The sequence below is a fragment of the Amycolatopsis sp. NBC_01286 genome, assembly GCF_035982555.1.
Taxonomy (GTDB): Bacteria; Actinomycetota; Actinomycetes; order Mycobacteriales; family Pseudonocardiaceae; genus Amycolatopsis.
This window is the reverse complement of record NZ_CP108428.1, coordinates 10,557,764-10,576,401: the sequence shown is the minus strand read 5'-3', so window position 1 is coordinate 10,576,401 and position 18,638 is coordinate 10,557,764. Positions and strand designations below refer to the sequence as shown.

The following is an 18,638-nucleotide window of genomic DNA, read 5'->3' as shown; positions in this document are numbered from 1 at the left end:
GGCGGGGCCTACCCTGGAGCGATGCACCCGCAGCCGCTCGTGCCGGAGCCGCCCGGGGACCACGCCGGTCCCGCGGGTGTCGCGCCGCGCCCCGAGCCGGCCGACGACGCGGGGGAGCGGCCCGAACCCGCCACCTGGCCCGCCCTGCCGGAGCCGGTCCGCGACCGGATCGCCGAGCTCGCCGCGGCCGCCGTCGCCAAGCTGCCGAACACCGATGTGCCCCGCCAGCTGCGGCCCGTCGCCAAGTTCGCGCCGGCCAAGCGCGCGAAGCTCGGCGGCGCCGCCCTGCTGGCCGCGCTGGGCGAGTCGTCCCAGTTCCGCACCGCCGTCATCGAGTGGCTGCGCGAGCACCGGACCGACGCCCTCGACCCCAACGCCGTCGACTCGGTCGCCGGGGCGGCGGCCGCCGTCCTGCTCGGCGAGTCCGGGGCCGCGGGCCGGGTCCGGCTGGTCGCGAAGAACGCCGAGGAGAACGTCCTGCGCGCGGAGCGGGACGCCGCGCTCGCCCGCGCCCAGCGGCTCGAAGCCGAGCTGACCCTGGTCCGGGCCGAGCTCGCCGACGCGAGGCTGGCCGCCGAGAGCGTCCGCGGCGAGCGCGAAGGTGAAGTCGAGAAACTTTTGAAGCGGCTTCGTGAGCAGGGCGTGCAGCTCCGGCAGGCCAAGGACGCGGCGGAATCGGCCTCGGTGGACGCCGAGCGCGGTATTTCGGCGCACGCCGAGCAGGTCGCCGCCCTCACCGCCCAGCTCGCGCGGGAACGCCAGCGCGTCGCCAACGAACGCGCCCGGGCCGAACGCGCCAGCGCCGACGCCGACATCGCCCGGCAGTCGGCCCGCGAAGCGCGCGAAGCCGACGAAGTGCGGCTGGCGCTGCTCGTCGACACGATCGACGGCGCGGCCAACGGCCTGCGCCGCGAACTGGCCCTCGGTGCCCGCGGGGCCCGCCCGGCGGACATGGTCCGCGGCGCAAGCTCCGGCCTCGGCCAGGGCGGCAAGATCGCCGACGTGTCCACGTTGGACCGCTACCTCGCGCTGCCCAACGTGCACCTGATCGTCGACGGCTACAACGTCACCAAGACCGGCTACCCCGAGCTCGCGCTGGCCGACCAGCGCGACCGGCTGATCCACCAGCTCTCCGCGCTGGCCGCGCGGACGTCGGCCGAGGTCACGGTGGTCTTCGACGGCGCCGGCGTGCTGTCGGTCCCGGCCTCGGTGCCACGCGGGGTCCGGGTGCTGTTCTCCGACCGCGGCGTGCTGGCCGACGACGTCATCCGCAACATCGTGCGGGCCGAGCCCGCGGGCCGGCCGATGGTGGTCGCGACGTCCGACCGCGCGGTCGCCGACTCGGTCCGCGGCGGCGGTGCGCACCCGACACCGTCCGCGGTGCTGGTGAGCCGGCTCAGCCGGGTCTGAGCATTACGCGGGCGCCGGTCCGTTCGGGAAGGGCGGTTCACCCGTTCGAAGGCGGCTATCGCGCCGGTATCCGATCGCGCGGTCGCGTCCTCGACGGCCGTCCGCGGTGCTCGTGAGCCGTCTGAGCCGGGTCCGAGCATTTCTCGCCCCAGGAACCCGATCGGGTGAACCGGAGCCGTTCTCGGCGATCTGAGCGCCGGAAACTGTCGGTGGTGCCGCCTAACGTGCGGGGCAGCAGTTCCGACGTGAGGAGGACCACATGACCGGCACCCCCGAGTTGTCCGAAGTGGACGTCTCGCACATTTCCGTTTCCGACATCGAGAACGTCGTGGTGGATTGCGACCGCTGCGTCGTGCGCGGCATCTCCTGCCACGACTGCGTGGTGACCGTCCTGCTCGGCGCGCCACCCGCCGTCGGGTGGGACGCCGACGAGCGCCGCGCGGTGGCGGCGCTGGCCGAAGCGGGGATGGTGCCCCGGCTGCGCATGGTCGAAGGACCGGCTTTGCGCACCGCCTGAGTGACCCGTTTCGTGTCGGCGCGCCGAGTGGTCGATCGGATCAGGTGAACGGTAGGTAGCCGAAATGGCCGGCAAAGAAACCCCAGCGTGTAACGCCCATCACATGTTTTCTCCCCCGCTGGTCCGATGGTGTTTAACGGCGCTACGCAGAGTTTTGGCGCAGGGGGTGGTGGACGCGGTGGCGGTCTTTTCGTAACCTGTCCGAGATCTCGTGGCCCCTGGCCGTCGATGAGACGGCGACGCGAGATCGCCGCCGGACGCAGCTTTGTCGGGAAGCTGGGAACCGGAACCACCATCGCGGGCCTCTCTCTCGAGGGAAAACGCGCGCGATGGACGGGACAACGGCGAAGAGGAACCCCCGACCTCTTCGTGCCCCGGTCCCCCTCGGCGGCCGAGACGCAAAGGAGACCCGCGCGACCGTGCAGTCGCATCCCATCAGGCGCGTGGTGTCAGGTGCCCTCGCAGCGGCTTCGGTGATCACCCTCGTCACCATGGCCCAGCCGACGGCCACCGCCGCCCCCATCCCCGTTCTCCAAGCCCCGCCCACCGGTTCGGACGCGCTCGCCCAGTACCGCGATCTCGCGGCACAGGCCGAGAAGCTGAACGAAGACCTGCTCAAGGCCCAGGACGACCTGAAGGCCAAGCAGGGTGAGCTCGACAAGGCCAGCACCGACGTCAACGCGGCGAAGGGCCAGGCCGAAGCGGCGAGCGCCAACGAGAAGAAGTACCAGACCGAGGTCGACAAGTTCGCCGGCGCGTCGTTCACCAGTGGTGTCCAGCTGAACAAGCTGTCCGCGCTGCTGGCCGGCACGTCGACGCAGGACTTCCTGGACCGCTCGTCGGCCCTCGAGGTCATCGCGACCGACAAGAACGCCGCCATGGGCAACCTCAGCGGCGCCGTCCAGCAGGCCACCGATGCCACGAACAAGGCCACCGACGCCGCGAAGCGGGCGACGGACGCCCGTGACGCCGCGGCGAAGCTGACCTCGGACATCCAGGCCAAGCAGAAGACGCTGAACGACCAGATCGACCAGCTCAAGGCGGCCAACAAGAGCCTGAGCTCGCTCGACAAGGCGGCCCAGCGCGACACGGGCTCCGCGCCTCCGGGGCTCAAGGCCCCGACCGCGGACGCCCAGGCCGCACTGGACGCCGCGCTGAGCAAGCTGGGCAGCGCCTACGTCTGGGGTGCCACCGGGCCGAGCACGTTCGACTGCTCGGGCCTGATGCTCTGGGCCTACAAGCAGGCCGGCATCACCCTGCCCCGGTCCAGCCGGGAGCAGTCCACCTTCGGCGCCGCGGTGCCGCGGGACCAGCTCCAGCCGGGCGACCTCGTGTTCTACTACTCGCCCGTTTCGCACGTCGGCATGTACGTCGGCAACGGCAAGATGGTGCACGCGCCCGACACCGGTGACGTCGTGAAGATCTCGCCGCTGCAGAGCCAGTACGCGGGAGCGCGACGCCCGACGTCGTGACCCACGCAGCACAGCGCAGCATTCGAAGGGGCGGTACCGCACACGCGGTGCCGCCCCTTCGCTGTAGGTGGCGGCCGCTAGCCTCAGGGGCGTGCTCAAGACCCTGCTCGTGACCAACGACTTCCCGCCCCGGCCCGGGGGGATCCAGAACTACCTGAACTCCCTCGCCACCCGGTTGCCGGCGGACGACCTGGTCGTCTACGCGCCGTCGTGGGAGTCGCACACGGGGTCGCACGAGGAGTTCGACGCCGCGGCGCCGTTCGAGGTCGTCCGGCACCCGACGTCGCTGATGCTGCCGACGCCGGACGTGCTGCGCCGGGCGAAGGAGATCATGCGCGCGCGGGACTGCGAAGCCGTCTGGTTCGGCGCCGCCGCGCCGCTGGCGTTGCTGGGGCACTCGCTGCGGCAGGCCGGGGCGCGCCGTGTCGTGGCGTCCACGCACGGCCACGAGGTCGGCTGGTCCATGCTGCCGGGCTCGCGGCAGGCGTTGCGGCGCATCGGGGACACCGTGGACGTCGTCACCTACGTCAGCCGCTACACCCGCGGCCGGTTCGCCGCCGCGTTCGGCGCGATGGCCGGGCTGGAGCTGCTGCCGTCCGGTGTGGACACCGGGATCTACCGGCCGGACCCGGCGGGGCGCGCGGAGATCCGCGCCCGGCACGGCCTCGGCGACCGGCCGACCGTCGTCTGCGTGTCGCGGCTGGTCCCGCGCAAGGGCCAGGACCAGCTGATCCGCGCCCTGCCGAAGCTGAAGGAACGCGTGCCCGGCGCGGCTTTGCTGATCGTCGGCGGCGGCCCGTACCGCAAGCGGCTGACCGAGCTGGTCCGCGAGTGCGGCGTCGAGCGCGACGTCGTCATCACCGGGTCGGTCCCGTGGGCCGAGCTGCCCGCGCACTACGCCGCCGGTGACGTCTTCGCCATGCCGGCCCGCACCCGCGGCCGCGGCCTCGACGTCGAGGGCCTCGGCATCGTCTACCTGGAGGCCTCGGCGACCGGCCTGCCGGTGGTCGCGGGCAACTCCGGCGGCGCGCCCGAGGCGGTCCTGGACGAGGTGACCGGGCACGTCGTCGACGGCCGGGACGTCGGCCAGCTGGGCGAGACCGTCGCCAGCCTGCTCGCGGACCCGGTGCGGGCCCGCCGGATGGGCGAGGCGGGCCGCGCGTGGGTGAGCGAGAACTGGCGCTGGGACGTGATGGCGGACCGCCTGTCGGGCCTGCTGGACGGCGACCCGGTGGCCGCCGTCCGCTGACGCCGAAAAGCCGTGAAGGCCTCCTTACCGGCCGTAAGAGCCGCGAAGGAGGCCTTCACGGCTTTCCGGTGGGCGCGGGGAGGCCGGGAGCGTCAGGGCGTGTAGAGGGCCGGGTGGCGGGGGTCGTCCACGCGGACCACGACGTCGGCCAGGGCGCTCGGGTCCGCTTCCTCCTCGTAGCGCTCGTAGGCCGGGACGGCCCAGGCGTCCGGCACACGGCGGCGCAGGGCGGCGGGGGAGAGCCACAGGTGCACGGCCAGGTCGAAGGCCAGGCCCGCGCCGAGCAGCAGCTCGCCGTCGAGGATCACGACGCCGCCTTCGGGCACCGGCACGCGGGCGGCGCGGGTCGCGCGGTCGCGCTCGGTGTCCCACAACGACGGCAGGATCTCGCCGGAACCGGTGCCGGCCAGGGGATCGAGCACTTCGCGGCGCAGCGCGCCGAGGTCGAGCCAGTCGGTGTAGCGGGCGTCGGGGTTCGTGCGGCCGTGCTCGAAGCGCAGCGACGCCGGGCGCAGGAAGTCGCGCGCGGACACGCGCAGGGCCGCACGGCCGCGCAGGCGCAGGGGCTCGACCAGGGCGTCCGCGAGTTCTGTGGTTTCCGTCGCACCGTCCGCGCCGTCGACGGCGACCGCGATCCGGGGGCGCTCGGTGAGCGCGCTGATGCGCTCGGTCAGTTCTTCGGCCAGGACGGCGGGGGAAATCGGGCGGTAGCGCACGGGAAGAGATCCTCCACCCGGACCGGGGACGGTTTTCGTCGTACCCCGGTGGGATGATGCGAGCATGACCTCTTCAGTGAGCTCTTCAGTGGGGAAGACCGCCGATGTCGGTTGGAACATAGGGGTTTCCCGCACCTTGCCGTACTCCGGCGCGGAGGTCTGGGACTTCCTGGTCAGCCGGGAGGGCGTCGCGATCTGGCTCGGCCCCGGCGTCGACCTGCCGCAGGAGCCGGGCGCGGAGTACGAGACCGAAAACGGCACCGTCGGGGAGATCCGCGGCTTCGTCGCGGGCGACCGCGTCCGGCTCACCTGGCGGCCGCAGGACTGGGACCACGACTCCACCGTCCAGGTGCGGCTGAGCGGTTCCGGGGCCAAGACCACGCTGCGGTTCCACCAGGAATGGCTTTCGGGCGCGGAAGAACGCGAAGAACAACGGGCATACTGGCAGGACGTGATCGATCGCGTGGTGGCGGCGCTCGCCGAGCGCTGACGATTCTTGGGGGACGGTATGACGACGGTCGAGGTAGCCGAAGATTTCGCGCAGGACGCGCACTTGTTCGCGGAACTGCTGCGCGCGGGCGGGCCTGCGCGCCTGGTCCGGATGCCGCGGGGCCTGACCTGCTACATCGTCACGGACTTCACGCAGGCCCGCGCGCTGCTGGCCGATTCCCGGCTGCAGAAGGACAACGTGCGCGCGCACGCGCTGTTCGAGGCCAAGCTGCCCGACGAAGTGGCCGCGCAGGGTGGCTTCGGCGAGTCGCTGGGCCACCACATGCTCAACACGGACCCGCCTGACCACTCGCGGCTGCGCAAGCTCGTCAACAAGGCGTTCACGGGCCGCACCGTGGCGCGGCTGCGGCCGCGGATCGAGGAGATCACCGCCGAGCTGCTCGACGCGCTGGCCGGGCGGGAGCGGGCCGACCTGCTGCCCTCCTTCGCCGCGCCGCTGCCGATCACGGTGATCTGCGAGCTGCTCGGCGTCGCGCCGGAGCACCGCACGGAGTTCGCCGACTGGTCCAAGACGCTGCTGAGCGCGTCGGAGCCGGCGGCCGGGCAGGCCGCGGCGCAGAACATGTTCGGCTACCTCACCGGCCTGATCGCTCAGAAGCGCGCCGAGCCGGCCGAGGACCTGCTGTCGGACCTGGTCCACGCGAGCGACGACGGCGACTCGCTGTCCGAGCCCGAACTGGTGTCGATGGCGTTCCTGCTGCTGGTCGCCGGGCACGAGACCACCGTCAACCTGATCGCCAACAGCGTGCTGGCGCTGCTGCGCGAGCCGGCGCAGCTCGCCCTGCTGCGCGAAGACCCGTCGCTGCTGCCGAACGCCGTCGAGGAGTTCCTCCGCTTCGACGGCCCGATCCACCTGGCCACCCTGCGGTTCACGACGGCGCCGGTCGAGGCGGGCGGCGTGACGATCCCGGAGGGCGAGTTCGTGCTGATCTCGCTGCTGGGCGCCAACCGGGACGAGGCGCGGTACGCCGAGCCGGGCAAGCTCGACGTCACGCGCGCCGCGGGCGGCCACCTGGCCTTCGGCCACGGCATCCACTACTGCGTCGGCGCTCCGCTGGCCCGCCTGGAGGCGGAGATCGCCCTCGGCGGCCTGCTGGCGCGGTTCCCGGACATCGAGCTGGACGCGAAGCCGGACGAGCTGGTCTACCGGCCCAGCTCCCTGATCCACGGCCTGGAGTCCCTTCCGGTCCGGCTGCGCTGATTTAATCGGCGGATGGACTCCGCCGACCTGCTCGCCCTGGACGCCCAGCACGTGTGGCACCCGTACGCGCCCATGCCCGCGAAGGTGCCTTCGCTGCTGGTGACCGAGGCGAGCGGGGTGCGGCTCACGCTCGCCGACGGCCGGGAGCTGGTCGACGGGATGTCGTCGTGGTGGTCGGCGATCCACGGCTACCGGCACCCGGCCCTCGACGCCGCGCTCGCCGCGCAGGCCGGGCGGATGAGCCACGTGATGTTCGGCGGCCTGACGCACGAGCCGGCGATCACCCTGGCCAAGACCCTGGTCGACCTGACGCCGGACGGGCTCGAGCACGTCTTCCTCTGCGACTCGGGCTCGGTGTCGGTCGAGGTCGCGGCGAAGATGTGCTTGCAGTACCAGCGTTCCCGCGGCCTCCCGGAGAAGCGGCGGCTGCTCACCTGGCGCGGCGGTTACCACGGCGACACGTTCACGCCGATGAGCGTCTGCGACCCCGACGGCGGCATGCACTCGCTGTGGCGCGGGGTGCTGCCCGAGCAGGTCTTCGTGCCGATGCCGCCGCCGGGGTTCGACACCCCGCCGGACCAGTCCTATGTGGACCTTCTCGGCGAGGAGATCGCCCGGCACGCCGGGGAGCTGGCCGCGGTGATCGTCGAGCCGGTGGTGCAGGGGGCCGGCGGGATGCGCTTCCACCACCCCGCCTACCTGCGCGCGCTGCGGGAGCTGACCGAGGCGCACGACGTGCTGCTGATCTTCGACGAGATCGCCACCGGCTTCGGCCGCACCGGCGCGCTGTTCGCCGCCGAGCACGCGGGCGTGACGCCGGACGTGCTGTGCCTCGGCAAGGCGCTGACCGGCGGCTACCTGAGCATGGCCGCGACGCTGTGCACCCCGGACGTCGCCGCCGGCATCTCCCGCGGCGCGCTGCCGGTGCTCGCGCACGGCCCGACGTTCATGGGCAACCCGCTCGCCTCGGCGGTCGCGAACGCGTCGCTGGGGCTGCTGGCGGACGGCGCGTGGAAACGCGACGTCACGAGGGTGGAGAAGGCCCTGCTGGACGGCCTCGCCCCGGCCCGCGACCTCCCGTCGGTGGTGGACGTCCGGGTGCTCGGCGGCATCGGCGTGCTGCAGCTCGACCACCCGGTGGACATGGCGGTGGCGACGGAGGTGGTGACGGCGCGGGGCGCGTGGCTGCGGCCGTTCCGCGACCTGGTGTACGCGATGCCGCCGTACGTCACGAGCGACGCGGACCTCGCGGTGATCACCGGGGCGATGCTGGCGGTGGCGGAGAAGGCGTGATCACCCGCAGGAGACCGCCGGGGCTTGTAAACGCTTGATTTCAGCACATCGGGTGTGACCGCGCGCACAGCGAGACCCGAAGGTCTCTCATCGTCGCTCTGCGTATAAACCCTCGATCTACACCACGCGAACGGCGGAGGCGGCGAGTGTGAAAGGTCGCCGGTGCGGCACCGATCCCGTGCCCAGGTAAACGCGAGAAATGCTTGCATAGCAGACTTTTCGCGTGCTTTCGGCGATCCTGCCCCCATGATCGAGATCGTTCGTGGTGAACACGACACCGGCCCGCCGTCTCCGCTGGAGACCTTCAAGCAGAACCTCAAGCACGACCTTCCCGCCTCGATAGTCGTTTTCCTCGTCGCCGTACCGCTTTCCCTCGGCATCGCGCTCGCCGCCGGGGCTCCTGTGCTCGCCGGACTCGTCTCCGCCGTCGTCGGCGGGCTGGTCGCGAGCGTCTTCGGTGGGTCGCCGCTGCAGGTCAGTGGGCCTTCCGCCGCTCTCACCGTGGTGCTGGCCGACACGATCGCCACCCACGGCTGGCCCGTCACCTGCGCGATCACCGTCGCCGCCGGGCTGCTCCAGATCCTCTTCGGCCTGACCCGCACCGCCCGCGCCGCGCTCGCGGTGTCGCCGGCCATCGTGCACGGCCTGCTCGCCGGCATCGGCGTCACGATCGTGCTCGGCCAGTTGCACGTCGTCCTGGGCGGTACCGCGCAGGGCTCCGCGCTCGCCAACGTCGTCGCGCTGCCGCGGCAGATCGCCGCCCACCACGACCAGGCCGTGCTGATCGGGGTCGTCACCCTCGCCGTGCTGCTGGCCTGGCCGCGGCTGCCCGCCGTCGTCCGCCGGGTGCCCGCGCCGCTGGCCGCCATCGCCCTGGCCACCGGGCTGTCCGTCGCGACCGGCATGACCCTGCCGCGCGTCGACCTGCCCGCCGGCCTGCCGTCCCTGCACCTCGTGCCGCGGCTGCCCGACGGCGGCTGGGGCGGGTTCGCCCTCGCCGCCGTCACCATCGCGCTGATCGCCGGCCTCGAGAGCCTGCTGTCCGCGGTCTCGGTCGACAAGCGCCGCGGCGGCCCGCGCACCGACCTCGACCGCGAGCTGGTCGGGCAGGGCATGGCGAACGTCGCCGCCGGCGCGCTCGGCGGCTTCCCGGTCACCGGCGTCGTCGTGCGCAGCATGACCAACTACGAGGCCGGCGCGCGCACCCGGATGTCGGCGATGCTGCACTGTGCCTGGATCCTCGCCGCCTGCCTGCTGCTCACCGGCACCCTGCGGCTGATCCCGCTGGCCGCCCTCGCCGCGCTGCTGGTGTACGTCGGGACGAAGCTGGTCAACCCGGCCGCGATCAAGGACGTCCGCCGCCACGGCGACCTCCCGGTGTACGTCGTCACGCTGGCCGGCGCCGTCGCGGTCAACCTCCTCACCGGCGTCGCCGCCGGGATACTGCTGGCCCTCGCGCTGATGCTGCGGCGGATGATCTTCTCCGGCATCCATGTCGAGAAACACGGCGACAGCCACCGCGTCGTCATCGAAGGCGCGCTGACGTTCCTCTCCGTGCCCCGGCTGACCCGGGTGCTCGCCGAGGTGCCCGCGCACGCCGAGGTCACGCTGGAACTGCTCGTCGACTACCTGGACCACGCCGCGTTCGACTGCCTGCGCGGCTGGCAGCAGGCGCACGCCGGGCCGGTGACGGTCGACGAGATCGGCCACCCGTGGTTCGAACGCGGCCGCGCGGGGACGCCGACGGTGCGCCGGGGCCTCGCCGCGCGCGTGGTGCCGCGCTGGCTGGCGCCCTGGTCGGAGTGGCAGGCCGAGCACGTCGCCCTGCCCGTGCAGCGCAGCGCGAGTTCGCTGCTGTGCCGCGGCGCGTCGGAGTTCCAGCGCCGCACCGCGCCGCTGCTGCGCGACACCTGGACCGGGCTCGCGGACGGCCAGGAGCCGCACACCCTGTTCATCACCTGCGGCGACGCGCGGATCGTGCCGAACCTGATCACGACCAGCGGGCCGGGCGACCTGTTCACGGTGCGGAACATCGGCAATCTCGTCCCGCCGGCGGACGGCGGCGCCGACTCCTCGGTCGGCGCGGCGATCGAGTACGCCGTCGGTGTGCTCGGGGTCGCGGAGATCGTGGTCTGCGGGCATTCCGGCTGCGGCGCGATGAAGGCGCTGCTCGGCCAGGCCCCGGCGGGCCTGCACCAGCTCGGCGCCTGGTTGCGCCACGGCGAGCCGACGCTGCTGCGCCGCGGCCGGGAGGCGCCGCTTCTGCTCGGCGGCCGCCGGCCCGCCGCCGAGGCCGACCAGCTCGCGCTGCAGAACGTCGTGCAGCAGCTGGAAACCCTGCGCGGCTACCCGGTGGTGGCCGCGGCGCTGGACCGCGGCGGCCTCCGGCTGACCGGGATGTACTTCGACGTCGGCGCCGCGCAGGTGTCCCTGCTGGACGACGCGGCCCGCGGCTTCGTCCCGGCGGGCGCCGTCACGTCCTGAGCCGAGCGCGCCCGCGGTGGCCTTCGGTGCTCCATCCATGCCCCCGCCACCGCCCTCAACGGAGGCGCTTCGCACCGCAGTGCTGATTCAACGCACCGAAGGCCACCTCGGGGCGCTCGGGAACCCTTGTGTCGTAAAGGGTTCAACTGTCGGGTGACAGGCACGCGGGGCGTGAACGGCGGGTTAAGCGGACGTCCGATTTGTGTCATTCGGGCAAATTATGGCCAGTGGTTCACTCGATCGAGTGGCGCATAGCGGACATTTCACACGATTTCCGGTTGCATGGCGATCATGAGACCCCTCGCCGTGCTCCGCCACGACCTGCCGGCCTCCCTGGTCGTTTTCCTCGTCGCCGTACCGCTTTCGCTCGGCATCGCGCTCGCCTCGGGCGCGCCGGTCGCCGCCGGCCTGATCGCCGCCGTCGTCGGCGGGGTCGTCGCCGGTGCCCTCGGCGGCTCCGCGCTCCAGGTGAGCGGGCCCGCCGCCGGCCTGACCGTGATCATGGCCGAAACCATCAGCACCTTCGGCTGGGCCGTCACGTGCCTGATCACGGTCGCCGCCGGTGCCCTCCAGATCCTGCTCGGGCTGAGCCGCATCGCGCGCGCCGCGCTGGCCATCTCGCCGGCCATCGTGCACGGCATGCTGGCCGGCATCGGCGTCACGATCGTGCTCGGCCAGCTGCACGTCATCCTCGGCGGCAAGGCCCAGAGCTCGGCCGTGGAGAACGTCGCCGAGCTGCCCGGCCAGATCGTCGCCCACCACGACTCGGCCACCACGATCGGCCTGCTCACCATCGCGATCCTGCTGATCTGGCCGCGGCTGCCGAAGGCCGTCCAGCGGGTCCCCGGGCCGCTGGCGGCGATCGCGCTCGCCACCGTGGCGTCGGTCGCCACCGGGATGACGCTGCCGCGCGTCGAACTGCCCGGTGACCTGCTGAACGTCCACCTGGTCCCGCAGCTGCCCGACGGCGGCTGGGGCGGGTTCGCGCTCGCCGTCGTCACCATCGCCCTGATCGCCAGCGTGGAGAGCCTGCTCTCGGCGGTCGCCGTCGACCGCATGCACACGGGCCCGCGCGCCAACCTCGACCGCGAGCTGGTCGGGCAGGGCGCGGCCAACATGGTTTCCGGGGCACTGGGCGGGCTCCCGGTCACCGGCGTCATCGTCCGCAGCTCCACCAACGTCGCCGCCGGGGCGAAGACCCGCGTGTCGGCGATCCTGCACGGCGTCTGGGTGCTGGTGTTCGTCGTCCTGCTCGCCGGGCTGATCCAGAACATCCCGCTCGCCGCGCTGGCCGGGCTGCTGGTGCACGTCGGCGCGAAGCTGGTCAACCCCGGGCACATGAAGACCGCGCTCAGGCACGGCGATCTGCCCGTCTACCTGCTGACCCTCGCCGGGGTGGTGGTGTTCGACCTGCTCACCGGCGTGCTCGCCGGGATCGGGCTGGCGCTGGTGCTCATGCTGCGTCGCACGGTCTGGTCCGGCATTCACGTCGAGAGCGACGGCGACCGCCACCGCGTCGTCGTCGAAGGTGTCCTGACGTTCCTGTCCGTGCCGCGGCTGTCGAAGGTGCTCGGCGCCATCCCGGCCGGGGTGCCGGTGCGGCTGGAACTGGTCGTCGACTACCTGGACCACGCCGCTTTCGAAAGCCTCACCACCTGGCAGCAGGCGCACGAACGCGCGGGCGGCACGGTGGACGTCGACGAGGTCGGCCACCCCTGGTTCGGCGAGGGCAAGGCCGGCCGGCCGACGCGGTCGCGGTTCGCCGCGAGCCGGGCCGTCCCGCGGTGGCTCGCGCCGTGGTCCGACTGGCAGGCCGTGGAGTCCGTCGACATCCCGGCCCAGCAGACCCGCCGCGGCGCCACGGAGTTCCACCGCCGGGCCGCGCCGCTGCTGCGGGACACGCTGTCCGGGCTGGCCGACGGCCAGAAACCGCGGACGCTGTTCATCACCTGCGGCGACTCGCGGATCGTGCCGAACCTGATCACCACCAGCGGGCCCGGCGACCTGTTCACCATCCGCAACATCGGCAACCTGGTCCCGCCGGGGCAGGCCGATCCGTCGATGAACGCGTCGATCGAGTACGCGGTGGGCGTGCTCGGCGTCGAGGAGATCGTCGTCTGCGGCCACTCCGGCTGCGGGGCGATGGCCGCGCTCGCCGACGGCCCGCCGCCGGGGCCGCTGGAGACGTGGCTGCGCTACGCCGTGCCCAGCGCCCGCCGGTCCGGCCCGGTCACCGTCGACGGCGCCCGCCCGGCTCGCGAAGGCGACCGGCTGGCCCTGCTCAACGTGCTCCAGCAGCTCGACCACCTCCGGGAGTACCCGCAGGTCGCGGCGGCCGAGGCGGCCGGGAAGCTGCAGCTGACCGGGATGTACTTCGACGTCGGCGCCGCCCAGGTGCACCTGCTGGAGGGTGACGCGCGCTCGTTCCGCCTCGCCGGGGCGGTGGTGCCGGAGGCCTGACGCGGACCCCGGCCGCACCGCCCGGGCTGCGCGGCCCGGGCCGGGGTCACTAAGTTGATGGTCCGTGACGATGCTGGTGATGACGGGGACCGGGACCGGGGTCGGCAAGACGATCTCCACGGCGGCGATCGCGGCGCTGGCGGTGGCCGGCGGGCAGCGGGTGGCGGTGCTGAAACCGGCGCAGACCGGGGTGGGCCCCGACGAGCCCGGTGACCTCGCCGACGTCGTCCGCCTGGCCGGGGCCGAGGTGACCACGCGCGAGCTGCGCCGCTACCCCGACCCGTTGTCGCCCGAGGCCGCCGCCCGCCGCAGCGGCCTGCCGACGCTCGACCCGGGCGAGATCGCGCGGGCGGCGTCCGACCTCGACACCGACCACGACCTGACGCTGATCGAGGGCGCGGGCGGTCTGCTGGTGCGGTTCGACGCCGCCGGGTCGAGCCTCGCCGACGTCGCCTGGTCGCTCGGTTCGCTGGTGATCATCGTGGCCGAGGCCGGGCTGGGCACGCTCAACGCGACCGCGCTGACCGCCGAGGTCGCCACGAAGCGCGGGCTGACCGTCGCCGGGGTGATCATCGGCTCCTGGCCGGCCGAGCCGGACCTCGCGGCGCTGTCCAACCTCGAAGACCTGCCGGTGGCGGCCGGGGCGCCGCTGCTGGGCGTGCTGCCCGCCGGGCTCGGCACCGCGTCCCCCCAGGAGTTCCTGGAGGCGGCGCGGGCCGGGCTCTCGCCGTGGTTCGGCGGCGAGTTCGACCCCGAGCTGTTCACCGGACGGGCGTCCGCCCAGAAGTGACCTGCGTCGCTGTCGCCTCGACCGCGCTTCGTGCACGATGAGAGACGCTTTCCGCACCACCACGACCAAGGAGACGCCCGTGACCGCAGTCCCGGACACCGATGTCCTCGCCTACGCGCGCGAGCAGGTCCTCGAAAACGGCGTCGGCCTGGGTGAGGCCGAGGTCCTCGAGCTGCTGCGGCTGCCGGACGACCGGCTCCCCGACCTGCTGGCCCTGGCGCACGAGGTGCGGATGCGCTGGTGCGGCCCCGAGGTCGAGGTCGAGGGCATCATCAGCCTGAAGACCGGCGGCTGCCCCGAGGACTGCCACTTCTGCTCGCAGTCCGGCCGCTTCCCGACGCCGGTGCGCTCGGCGTGGCTCGACATCCCGAACCTCGTCAAGGCCGCCCGGCAGACCGCCGAGACCGGCGCGACGGAGTTCTGCATCGTCGCCGCCGTCCGCGGGCCCGACAAGCGGCTGCTTTCGCAGGTCCGCGAGGGCGTGAAGGCGATCCGCGAAGACGGCAACGACATCCAGATCGCCTGCTCGCTGGGCATGCTCACGCAGGAGCAGGTCGACGAGCTCGTCGAGATGGGCGTCCACCGCTACAACCACAACCTCGAGACGGCGCGGTCGCACTTCCCGTCCGTCGTCACGTCCCACACCTGGGAAGAGCGCGCGGACACGCTCCGGATGGTCGCCGCGGCGGGCATGGAGGTCTGCTGCGGCGGGATCATCGGCATGGGGGAGACGATCGAGCAGCGCGCGGAGTTCGCCGTGCAGCTGGCCGAGCTGAGCCCGCACGAGGTGCCGATGAACTTCCTCATCCCGCAGCCCGGGACGCCGTACGAGCACTACGAGATCGTCGAGGGCAAGGACGCGCTGCGCACGGTCGCGGCGTTCCGCTTGGCGATGCCGCGCACAATGCTGCGCTTCGCCGGCGGCCGTGAGCTGACGCTCGGTGACCTCGGCGCCGAGCAGGGCATGCTGGGCGGCATCAACGCGATCATCGTCGGCAACTACCTGACGAACCTGGGCCGCCCGGCCAGCGCGGACCTGGAGATGCTGGACGAGCTCAAGATGCCCATCAAGGCCCTCAGTGACAGCCTCTGACGCGGTTTCCGCGACCTACTGCGTCCACTGTGGACAGGAGTCGCCGGGTGGCACGGACCACCCGGCGTGCCACAACCCGCGCACGGCGCTGGAGCCACCGCGGTTCTGCACGTACTGCGCGCGCCGCCTGGTGGTCCAGGTGAGCCCGCTGGGCTGGACGGCGCGCTGCAGCCGCCACGGCGACACGGCGAGCGGCTGACGTCCCTCGCACGCCGACCGGTTACGCTCGGTCGACACGTGTTGCAGGAGGGAGTCCGGGTGAGTGAGTCGTCGGGCCCCGCGCACCGGCCGTCGGCCGTGCCGGGACCGTGGTCCGTGCCTGTGCTGTTCCGGGAGCGGCAGCCGCGGGTCGTCGTCAAGGCCGACCTGCTGCCCGCCGTGAGCGTGCTCGGCACCCTCAGCGTCCTGAGCTTCCCGCTCGCCTTCCTGTGGTCGCGGATCGCGCCGCCGGAGCGCGTCCGGATCATCGCCTCCGACGGCACCCAGGGCGCCCTCGAACTCGAGAGCTGGCACCGCTTCGACGACCTCGCGATCTTCGGCTTCCTGACGCTGGGCCTGGGGATCGTCGTCGGCGTCGTCGCGTGGCTGATGCGTGAGCGCCGCGGGCCGGTCGTCTTCCTCGCCGCCGTGCTCGGGGTCGCGCTCGCGAGCGCGCTGGCCATGCTGCTCGGCGTCGGCTGGGCCAACAGCCACTACACGATCGACAGCGCGCCGGCGCTCGGTTCGGTGATCGAGCTGGCGCCGCGCCTGGAGTCGTGGTGGGTGCTGATCACCGGCCCGTTCGGCGTCGCCCTGGCCTACAGCCTGCTCACGACCTGGAACGGCCGGGACGACCTCGGCCGCCGGCTCGGCTGAGCGTTCCCTAGGCTGGCCCCCTCGAAAACCACAGGGGGTTTCAGCAGTGACCGAGGACATCGAGATATCGCGGCACAACGCCGTCCGCTTTCCCGGCATCAGCCCGCGCGCCTACGAGCACCCGGTGGACCGCGGCGCGCTCGCCACGCTGCGCGCGGTGCCGGGGTTCGCGCAGGTCGTGAAGGCCGTTTCGGGGTTCTACAACGAACGCGGCGAGCGGCTGATGGCGCTCGCGTCGTCGATCCGCGTCGGGCCGAAGCAGTACCCGGAGCTGGAGAAGCTCCGCCACGAGTGCGCCGAGACGCTGGACCTGCCCGCGGTGCCGAACGTGTTCGTCTACCAGGACCCGCGGGTCCAGGCCTCGGCCGTCGGCATGGACGAGCCGTTCATCCGGCTCAGCACCGGGCTCGTCGAGCTGATGAGCCCGGACGCGCTGCGGTTCGTGCTCGGCCACGAGATGGGGCACGTGCTGTCCGGGCACACCGTGTACCGCACGATCATGGTGCGGCTGATCAGCCTGCAGCTGTCGATGTCGTGGACGCCGGTCAGCGCGCTCGGCATCCGCGCGATCATCGCGGCGCTGCGCGAGTGGTACCGCAAGGCCGAGCTGTCCTGCGACCGCGCGGGCCTGCTGTGCAGCCAGGACCCGACGGCCGCGCTGCGCGCCCAGATCCAGGTCGCCGGCGGCATCGACCCGGCCCGCATCGACATCCCGTCGTTCCTGCAGCAGGCGACCGAGTACGAGTCGGTCGACGACATCCGCGACAGCTTCCTCAAGCTCCGTTACGTCGAGACGGAGTCGCACCCGTTCGCCGTGGTCCGCGCGGCGCAGCTGCAGAAGTGGGCGGCGTCGGCGGAGTACCGCGCGATCCTGGCCGGTGACTACCCGCGCCGCGACGACGACAGCCCGACGGCCGACTGGAAGGACGACCTGAAGTCGGCCGCGAAGGCGTACAAGGACTCGTGGAGCGCGTCCGCCGACCCGCTGACGAAGGCGTTCAGCGACGTCGGGGAGACGGTGTCCGGCGCCGCGGGCAAGGTCTGGAACAAGTTCGGCAACGGGTCGTCGAGCGAGTCCTGACGCGCCTCAGTTCAGGCTGGCCGGGCGGCTCAGATCGGTGAGCTCGCCCGGTGGCAGGGGCACCGCACCGAGCGTGTTCAGGAAGCCGGTCTCGCGCGTCAGCAGGCGGCAGGCGATGCGCAGCCGGCGCAGCGGGTGGCGTTCCTCCAGTAGCCGCTGGCGGTCTTCGAGCGGCAGCAAGCAGTCCGCGGCCAGCAGGTAGGCGAGGTCTTCGAGGGCGGCGTCGGCTTCCGGTTCGACCCAGTCGTCGCTGCGCCACGCCGTTTCGCAGTAGCGCTGGTGCGCGGTGCGCGCGACGGCGGCCAAGCGCTCGGCGACGCCGCCGCTGGGCGCCACCGGCTCGTCGTCGACCCACTCCACCGAGGCGATCAGGTACGGCGCGGACGTGCAGTCGAGCTCCCGCAGGCGGAAGCGGCGCTGGGCCAGCGTCACGACGTCGAACCGGCCGTCGGGCAGGCGTTTCGCCTCGCGCAGCACCGTGCTGCAGCCGATGTCGTACAGCTGGTCCAGACCACGCACCTCGCGGGTCAGCGACGAGCGCAGCGCGACCACGCCGAACTCGCGCCCCGGCACGGTCCCGCTCACCAGGTCCGCCGTCAGCTGCCGGTACCGCGGTTCGAAGATGTGCAGCGGGAGGCGGGTGCCGGGCAGCAGCACGGTCTGGAGCGGGAACAACGGCAGGATTGTCGTCGTCGCGTCACTTTCCGATTCCGGCTCGGTCACGCGTCCCACGGTAAGGGGAGAACGCCTCCACCGCAGGATGGTCACCGGTTCGGCGGCTTGAACACCGCGAACGGATCGGTGATCTGCATGCCCTTGCCCGCGAAGGAGAAGAGCGCCGCGGGACGTCCGCCGGCCCGCCCTGGCGGCGCCGTGTGGCCCGTCGGGACCAGCAGTCCACGCCGGGAAAGCACGCGCTGGAGGTTCGTCGCGGACACCTTGTAGCCCAGCGCGGCCGAGTACAGCCCACGCAGCGCCGACACCGTGAACTCCTCGGGCGCGAGGGCGAACCCGAGGTTCGTGTAACAGAGCTTCGAGCGCAGCCGGTCGCGGGCGCGCAGCACGATCGACTCGTGGTCGAACGCCGTGCGCGGCAGCTTCGCGACGTCGTGCCACTCGGTGTCCTCGGGCACCTCGGGGTCGACGTCGGAGGGGACCAGGGCGAGGAACGCGGTCGCCACTACCCGCGGGCCGGGGACGCGGACCGGGTCGCTGAACACCGCGAGCTGCTCGACGTGCTTGAGCTGGCGCACGTCGACCTTCTCCTTCAGCTGGCGCCGGACGGACGTCTCGACGTCCTCGTCGGGCCGCAGCCGCCCGCCCGGCAGCGACCAGCGGCCGAGGTGCGGGTCGAGCGCGCGCCGCCACAGCAGGACCCGCAGTGTGTCCGAGCGCACTTGCAGTACCGCTCCCAAAACCTCGTGGGCCAGGGGGGTCTGGGTGTTAAGATGACTTCGCACGGTTTTCGATTATAAGGCGAAAACCGGAGAAAGGTCCAGGAGGGCCA

The 18,638-nt window shown here is 72.5% G+C and carries 17 protein-coding genes; 14 read left to right on the top strand and 3 right to left on the bottom strand.

The window, feature by feature from the left end; all coding sequences use genetic code 11:
* Positions 1 to 21: 21 nt before the first annotated feature.
* From OG570_RS47730 to OG570_RS47715, 4 genes are all read left to right on the top strand, one after another.
* On the top strand, positions 22 to 1,410 hold the full coding sequence (locus tag OG570_RS47730) for an NYN domain-containing protein (RefSeq protein ID WP_326955079.1): 1,389 nt from the start codon (positions 22 to 24) through the stop codon (positions 1,408 to 1,410).
* Positions 1,411 to 1,669: 259 nt separating this feature from the next.
* Complete coding sequence (locus OG570_RS47725; protein WP_247062739.1) at positions 1,670 to 1,927, top strand: hypothetical protein; 258 nt, start codon at positions 1,670 to 1,672, stop codon at positions 1,925 to 1,927.
* Positions 1,928 to 2,346: 419 nt separating this feature from the next.
* The gene (locus OG570_RS47720) at positions 2,347 to 3,399 is read left to right on the top strand and encodes a C40 family peptidase (RefSeq protein WP_326955078.1); all 1,053 of its coding nucleotides are present in this window, start codon (positions 2,347 to 2,349) and stop codon (positions 3,397 to 3,399) included.
* A 91-nt stretch (positions 3,400 to 3,490) separates the two neighbouring features.
* A complete protein-coding gene (locus tag OG570_RS47715) occupies positions 3,491 to 4,648 on the top strand; it encodes a glycosyltransferase family 4 protein (RefSeq protein ID WP_326947338.1) in 1,158 nt (385 codons plus the stop codon).
* A 92-nt stretch (positions 4,649 to 4,740) separates the two neighbouring features.
* On the opposite strand, the gene OG570_RS47710 is transcribed toward OG570_RS47715, so the two are convergent.
* The gene (locus OG570_RS47710; protein WP_247062752.1) at positions 4,741 to 5,364 is read right to left on the bottom strand and encodes a uridine kinase; all 624 of its coding nucleotides are present in this window, start codon (positions 5,362 to 5,364) and stop codon (positions 4,741 to 4,743) included.
* 136 nt (positions 5,365 to 5,500) lie between these two features.
* Between OG570_RS47710 and OG570_RS47705 the strand changes: the two genes are divergently transcribed.
* The 10 genes from OG570_RS47705 to OG570_RS47660 all read left to right on the top strand — a co-directional run bounded on the left by OG570_RS47705 (position 5,501) and on the right by OG570_RS47660 (position 17,131).
* Positions 5,501 to 5,854 carry an SRPBCC family protein gene (locus OG570_RS47705; RefSeq protein WP_326947339.1) on the top strand — a complete coding sequence of 118 codons (354 nt, stop codon included), beginning with the start codon at positions 5,501 to 5,503 and terminating at the stop codon, positions 5,852 to 5,854.
* A gap of 18 nt (positions 5,855 to 5,872) precedes the next feature.
* Positions 5,873 to 7,075, top strand: coding sequence for a cytochrome P450 family protein (locus OG570_RS47700; protein ID WP_326955077.1), 1,203 nt, complete (start codon positions 5,873 to 5,875; stop codon positions 7,073 to 7,075).
* A gap of 12 nt (positions 7,076 to 7,087) precedes the next feature.
* Positions 7,088 to 8,368, top strand: a complete 1,281-nt coding sequence (locus OG570_RS47695; RefSeq protein WP_326955076.1) for an adenosylmethionine--8-amino-7-oxononanoate transaminase — start codon at positions 7,088 to 7,090, stop codon at positions 8,366 to 8,368.
* A 246-nt stretch (positions 8,369 to 8,614) separates the two neighbouring features.
* Positions 8,615 to 10,852: a bifunctional SulP family inorganic anion transporter/carbonic anhydrase gene (locus OG570_RS47690; protein WP_326955075.1), complete on the top strand. Its 2,238-nt coding sequence runs from the start codon at positions 8,615 to 8,617 to the stop codon at positions 10,850 to 10,852.
* Between the two features lie 282 nt (positions 10,853 to 11,134).
* A complete protein-coding gene (locus OG570_RS47685) occupies positions 11,135 to 13,312 on the top strand; it encodes a bifunctional SulP family inorganic anion transporter/carbonic anhydrase (RefSeq protein WP_326955074.1) in 2,178 nt (725 codons plus the stop codon).
* A gap of 64 nt (positions 13,313 to 13,376) precedes the next feature.
* A complete protein-coding gene (bioD, locus tag OG570_RS47680) occupies positions 13,377 to 14,102 on the top strand; it encodes a dethiobiotin synthase (protein ID WP_326947344.1) in 726 nt (241 codons plus the stop codon).
* 79 nt (positions 14,103 to 14,181) lie between these two features.
* Complete coding sequence (gene bioB, locus OG570_RS47675; RefSeq protein ID WP_326955073.1) at positions 14,182 to 15,195, top strand: biotin synthase BioB; 1,014 nt, start codon at positions 14,182 to 14,184, stop codon at positions 15,193 to 15,195.
* Positions 15,182 to 15,394 (top strand): biotin synthase auxiliary protein BsaP, encoded by a 213-nt coding sequence (bsaP, locus tag OG570_RS47670; RefSeq protein ID WP_326947346.1) that lies wholly within the window; start codon positions 15,182 to 15,184, stop codon positions 15,392 to 15,394. Before bioB ends, bsaP begins: the two co-directional genes overlap by 14 nt.
* 59 nt (positions 15,395 to 15,453) lie before the next feature.
* Positions 15,454 to 16,050 carry a DUF2567 domain-containing protein gene (locus tag OG570_RS47665; protein ID WP_326947347.1) on the top strand — a complete coding sequence of 199 codons (597 nt, stop codon included), beginning with the start codon at positions 15,454 to 15,456 and terminating at the stop codon, positions 16,048 to 16,050.
* Positions 16,051 to 16,096: 46 nt separating this feature from the next.
* The gene (locus OG570_RS47660; protein WP_326955072.1) at positions 16,097 to 17,131 is read left to right on the top strand and encodes a M48 family metallopeptidase; all 1,035 of its coding nucleotides are present in this window, start codon (positions 16,097 to 16,099) and stop codon (positions 17,129 to 17,131) included.
* A gap of 6 nt (positions 17,132 to 17,137) precedes the next feature.
* On the opposite strand, the gene OG570_RS47655 is transcribed toward OG570_RS47660, so the two are convergent.
* Both OG570_RS47655 and OG570_RS47650 read right to left on the bottom strand, forming a co-directional pair.
* A complete protein-coding gene (locus tag OG570_RS47655; protein WP_247062774.1) occupies positions 17,138 to 17,854 on the bottom strand; it encodes an LON peptidase substrate-binding domain-containing protein in 717 nt (238 codons plus the stop codon).
* Between the two features lie 41 nt (positions 17,855 to 17,895).
* The gene (locus OG570_RS47650) at positions 17,896 to 18,528 is read right to left on the bottom strand and encodes an NUDIX hydrolase (RefSeq protein ID WP_326955071.1); all 633 of its coding nucleotides are present in this window, start codon (positions 18,526 to 18,528) and stop codon (positions 17,896 to 17,898) included.
* Positions 18,529 to 18,638: the final 110 nt, after the last annotated feature.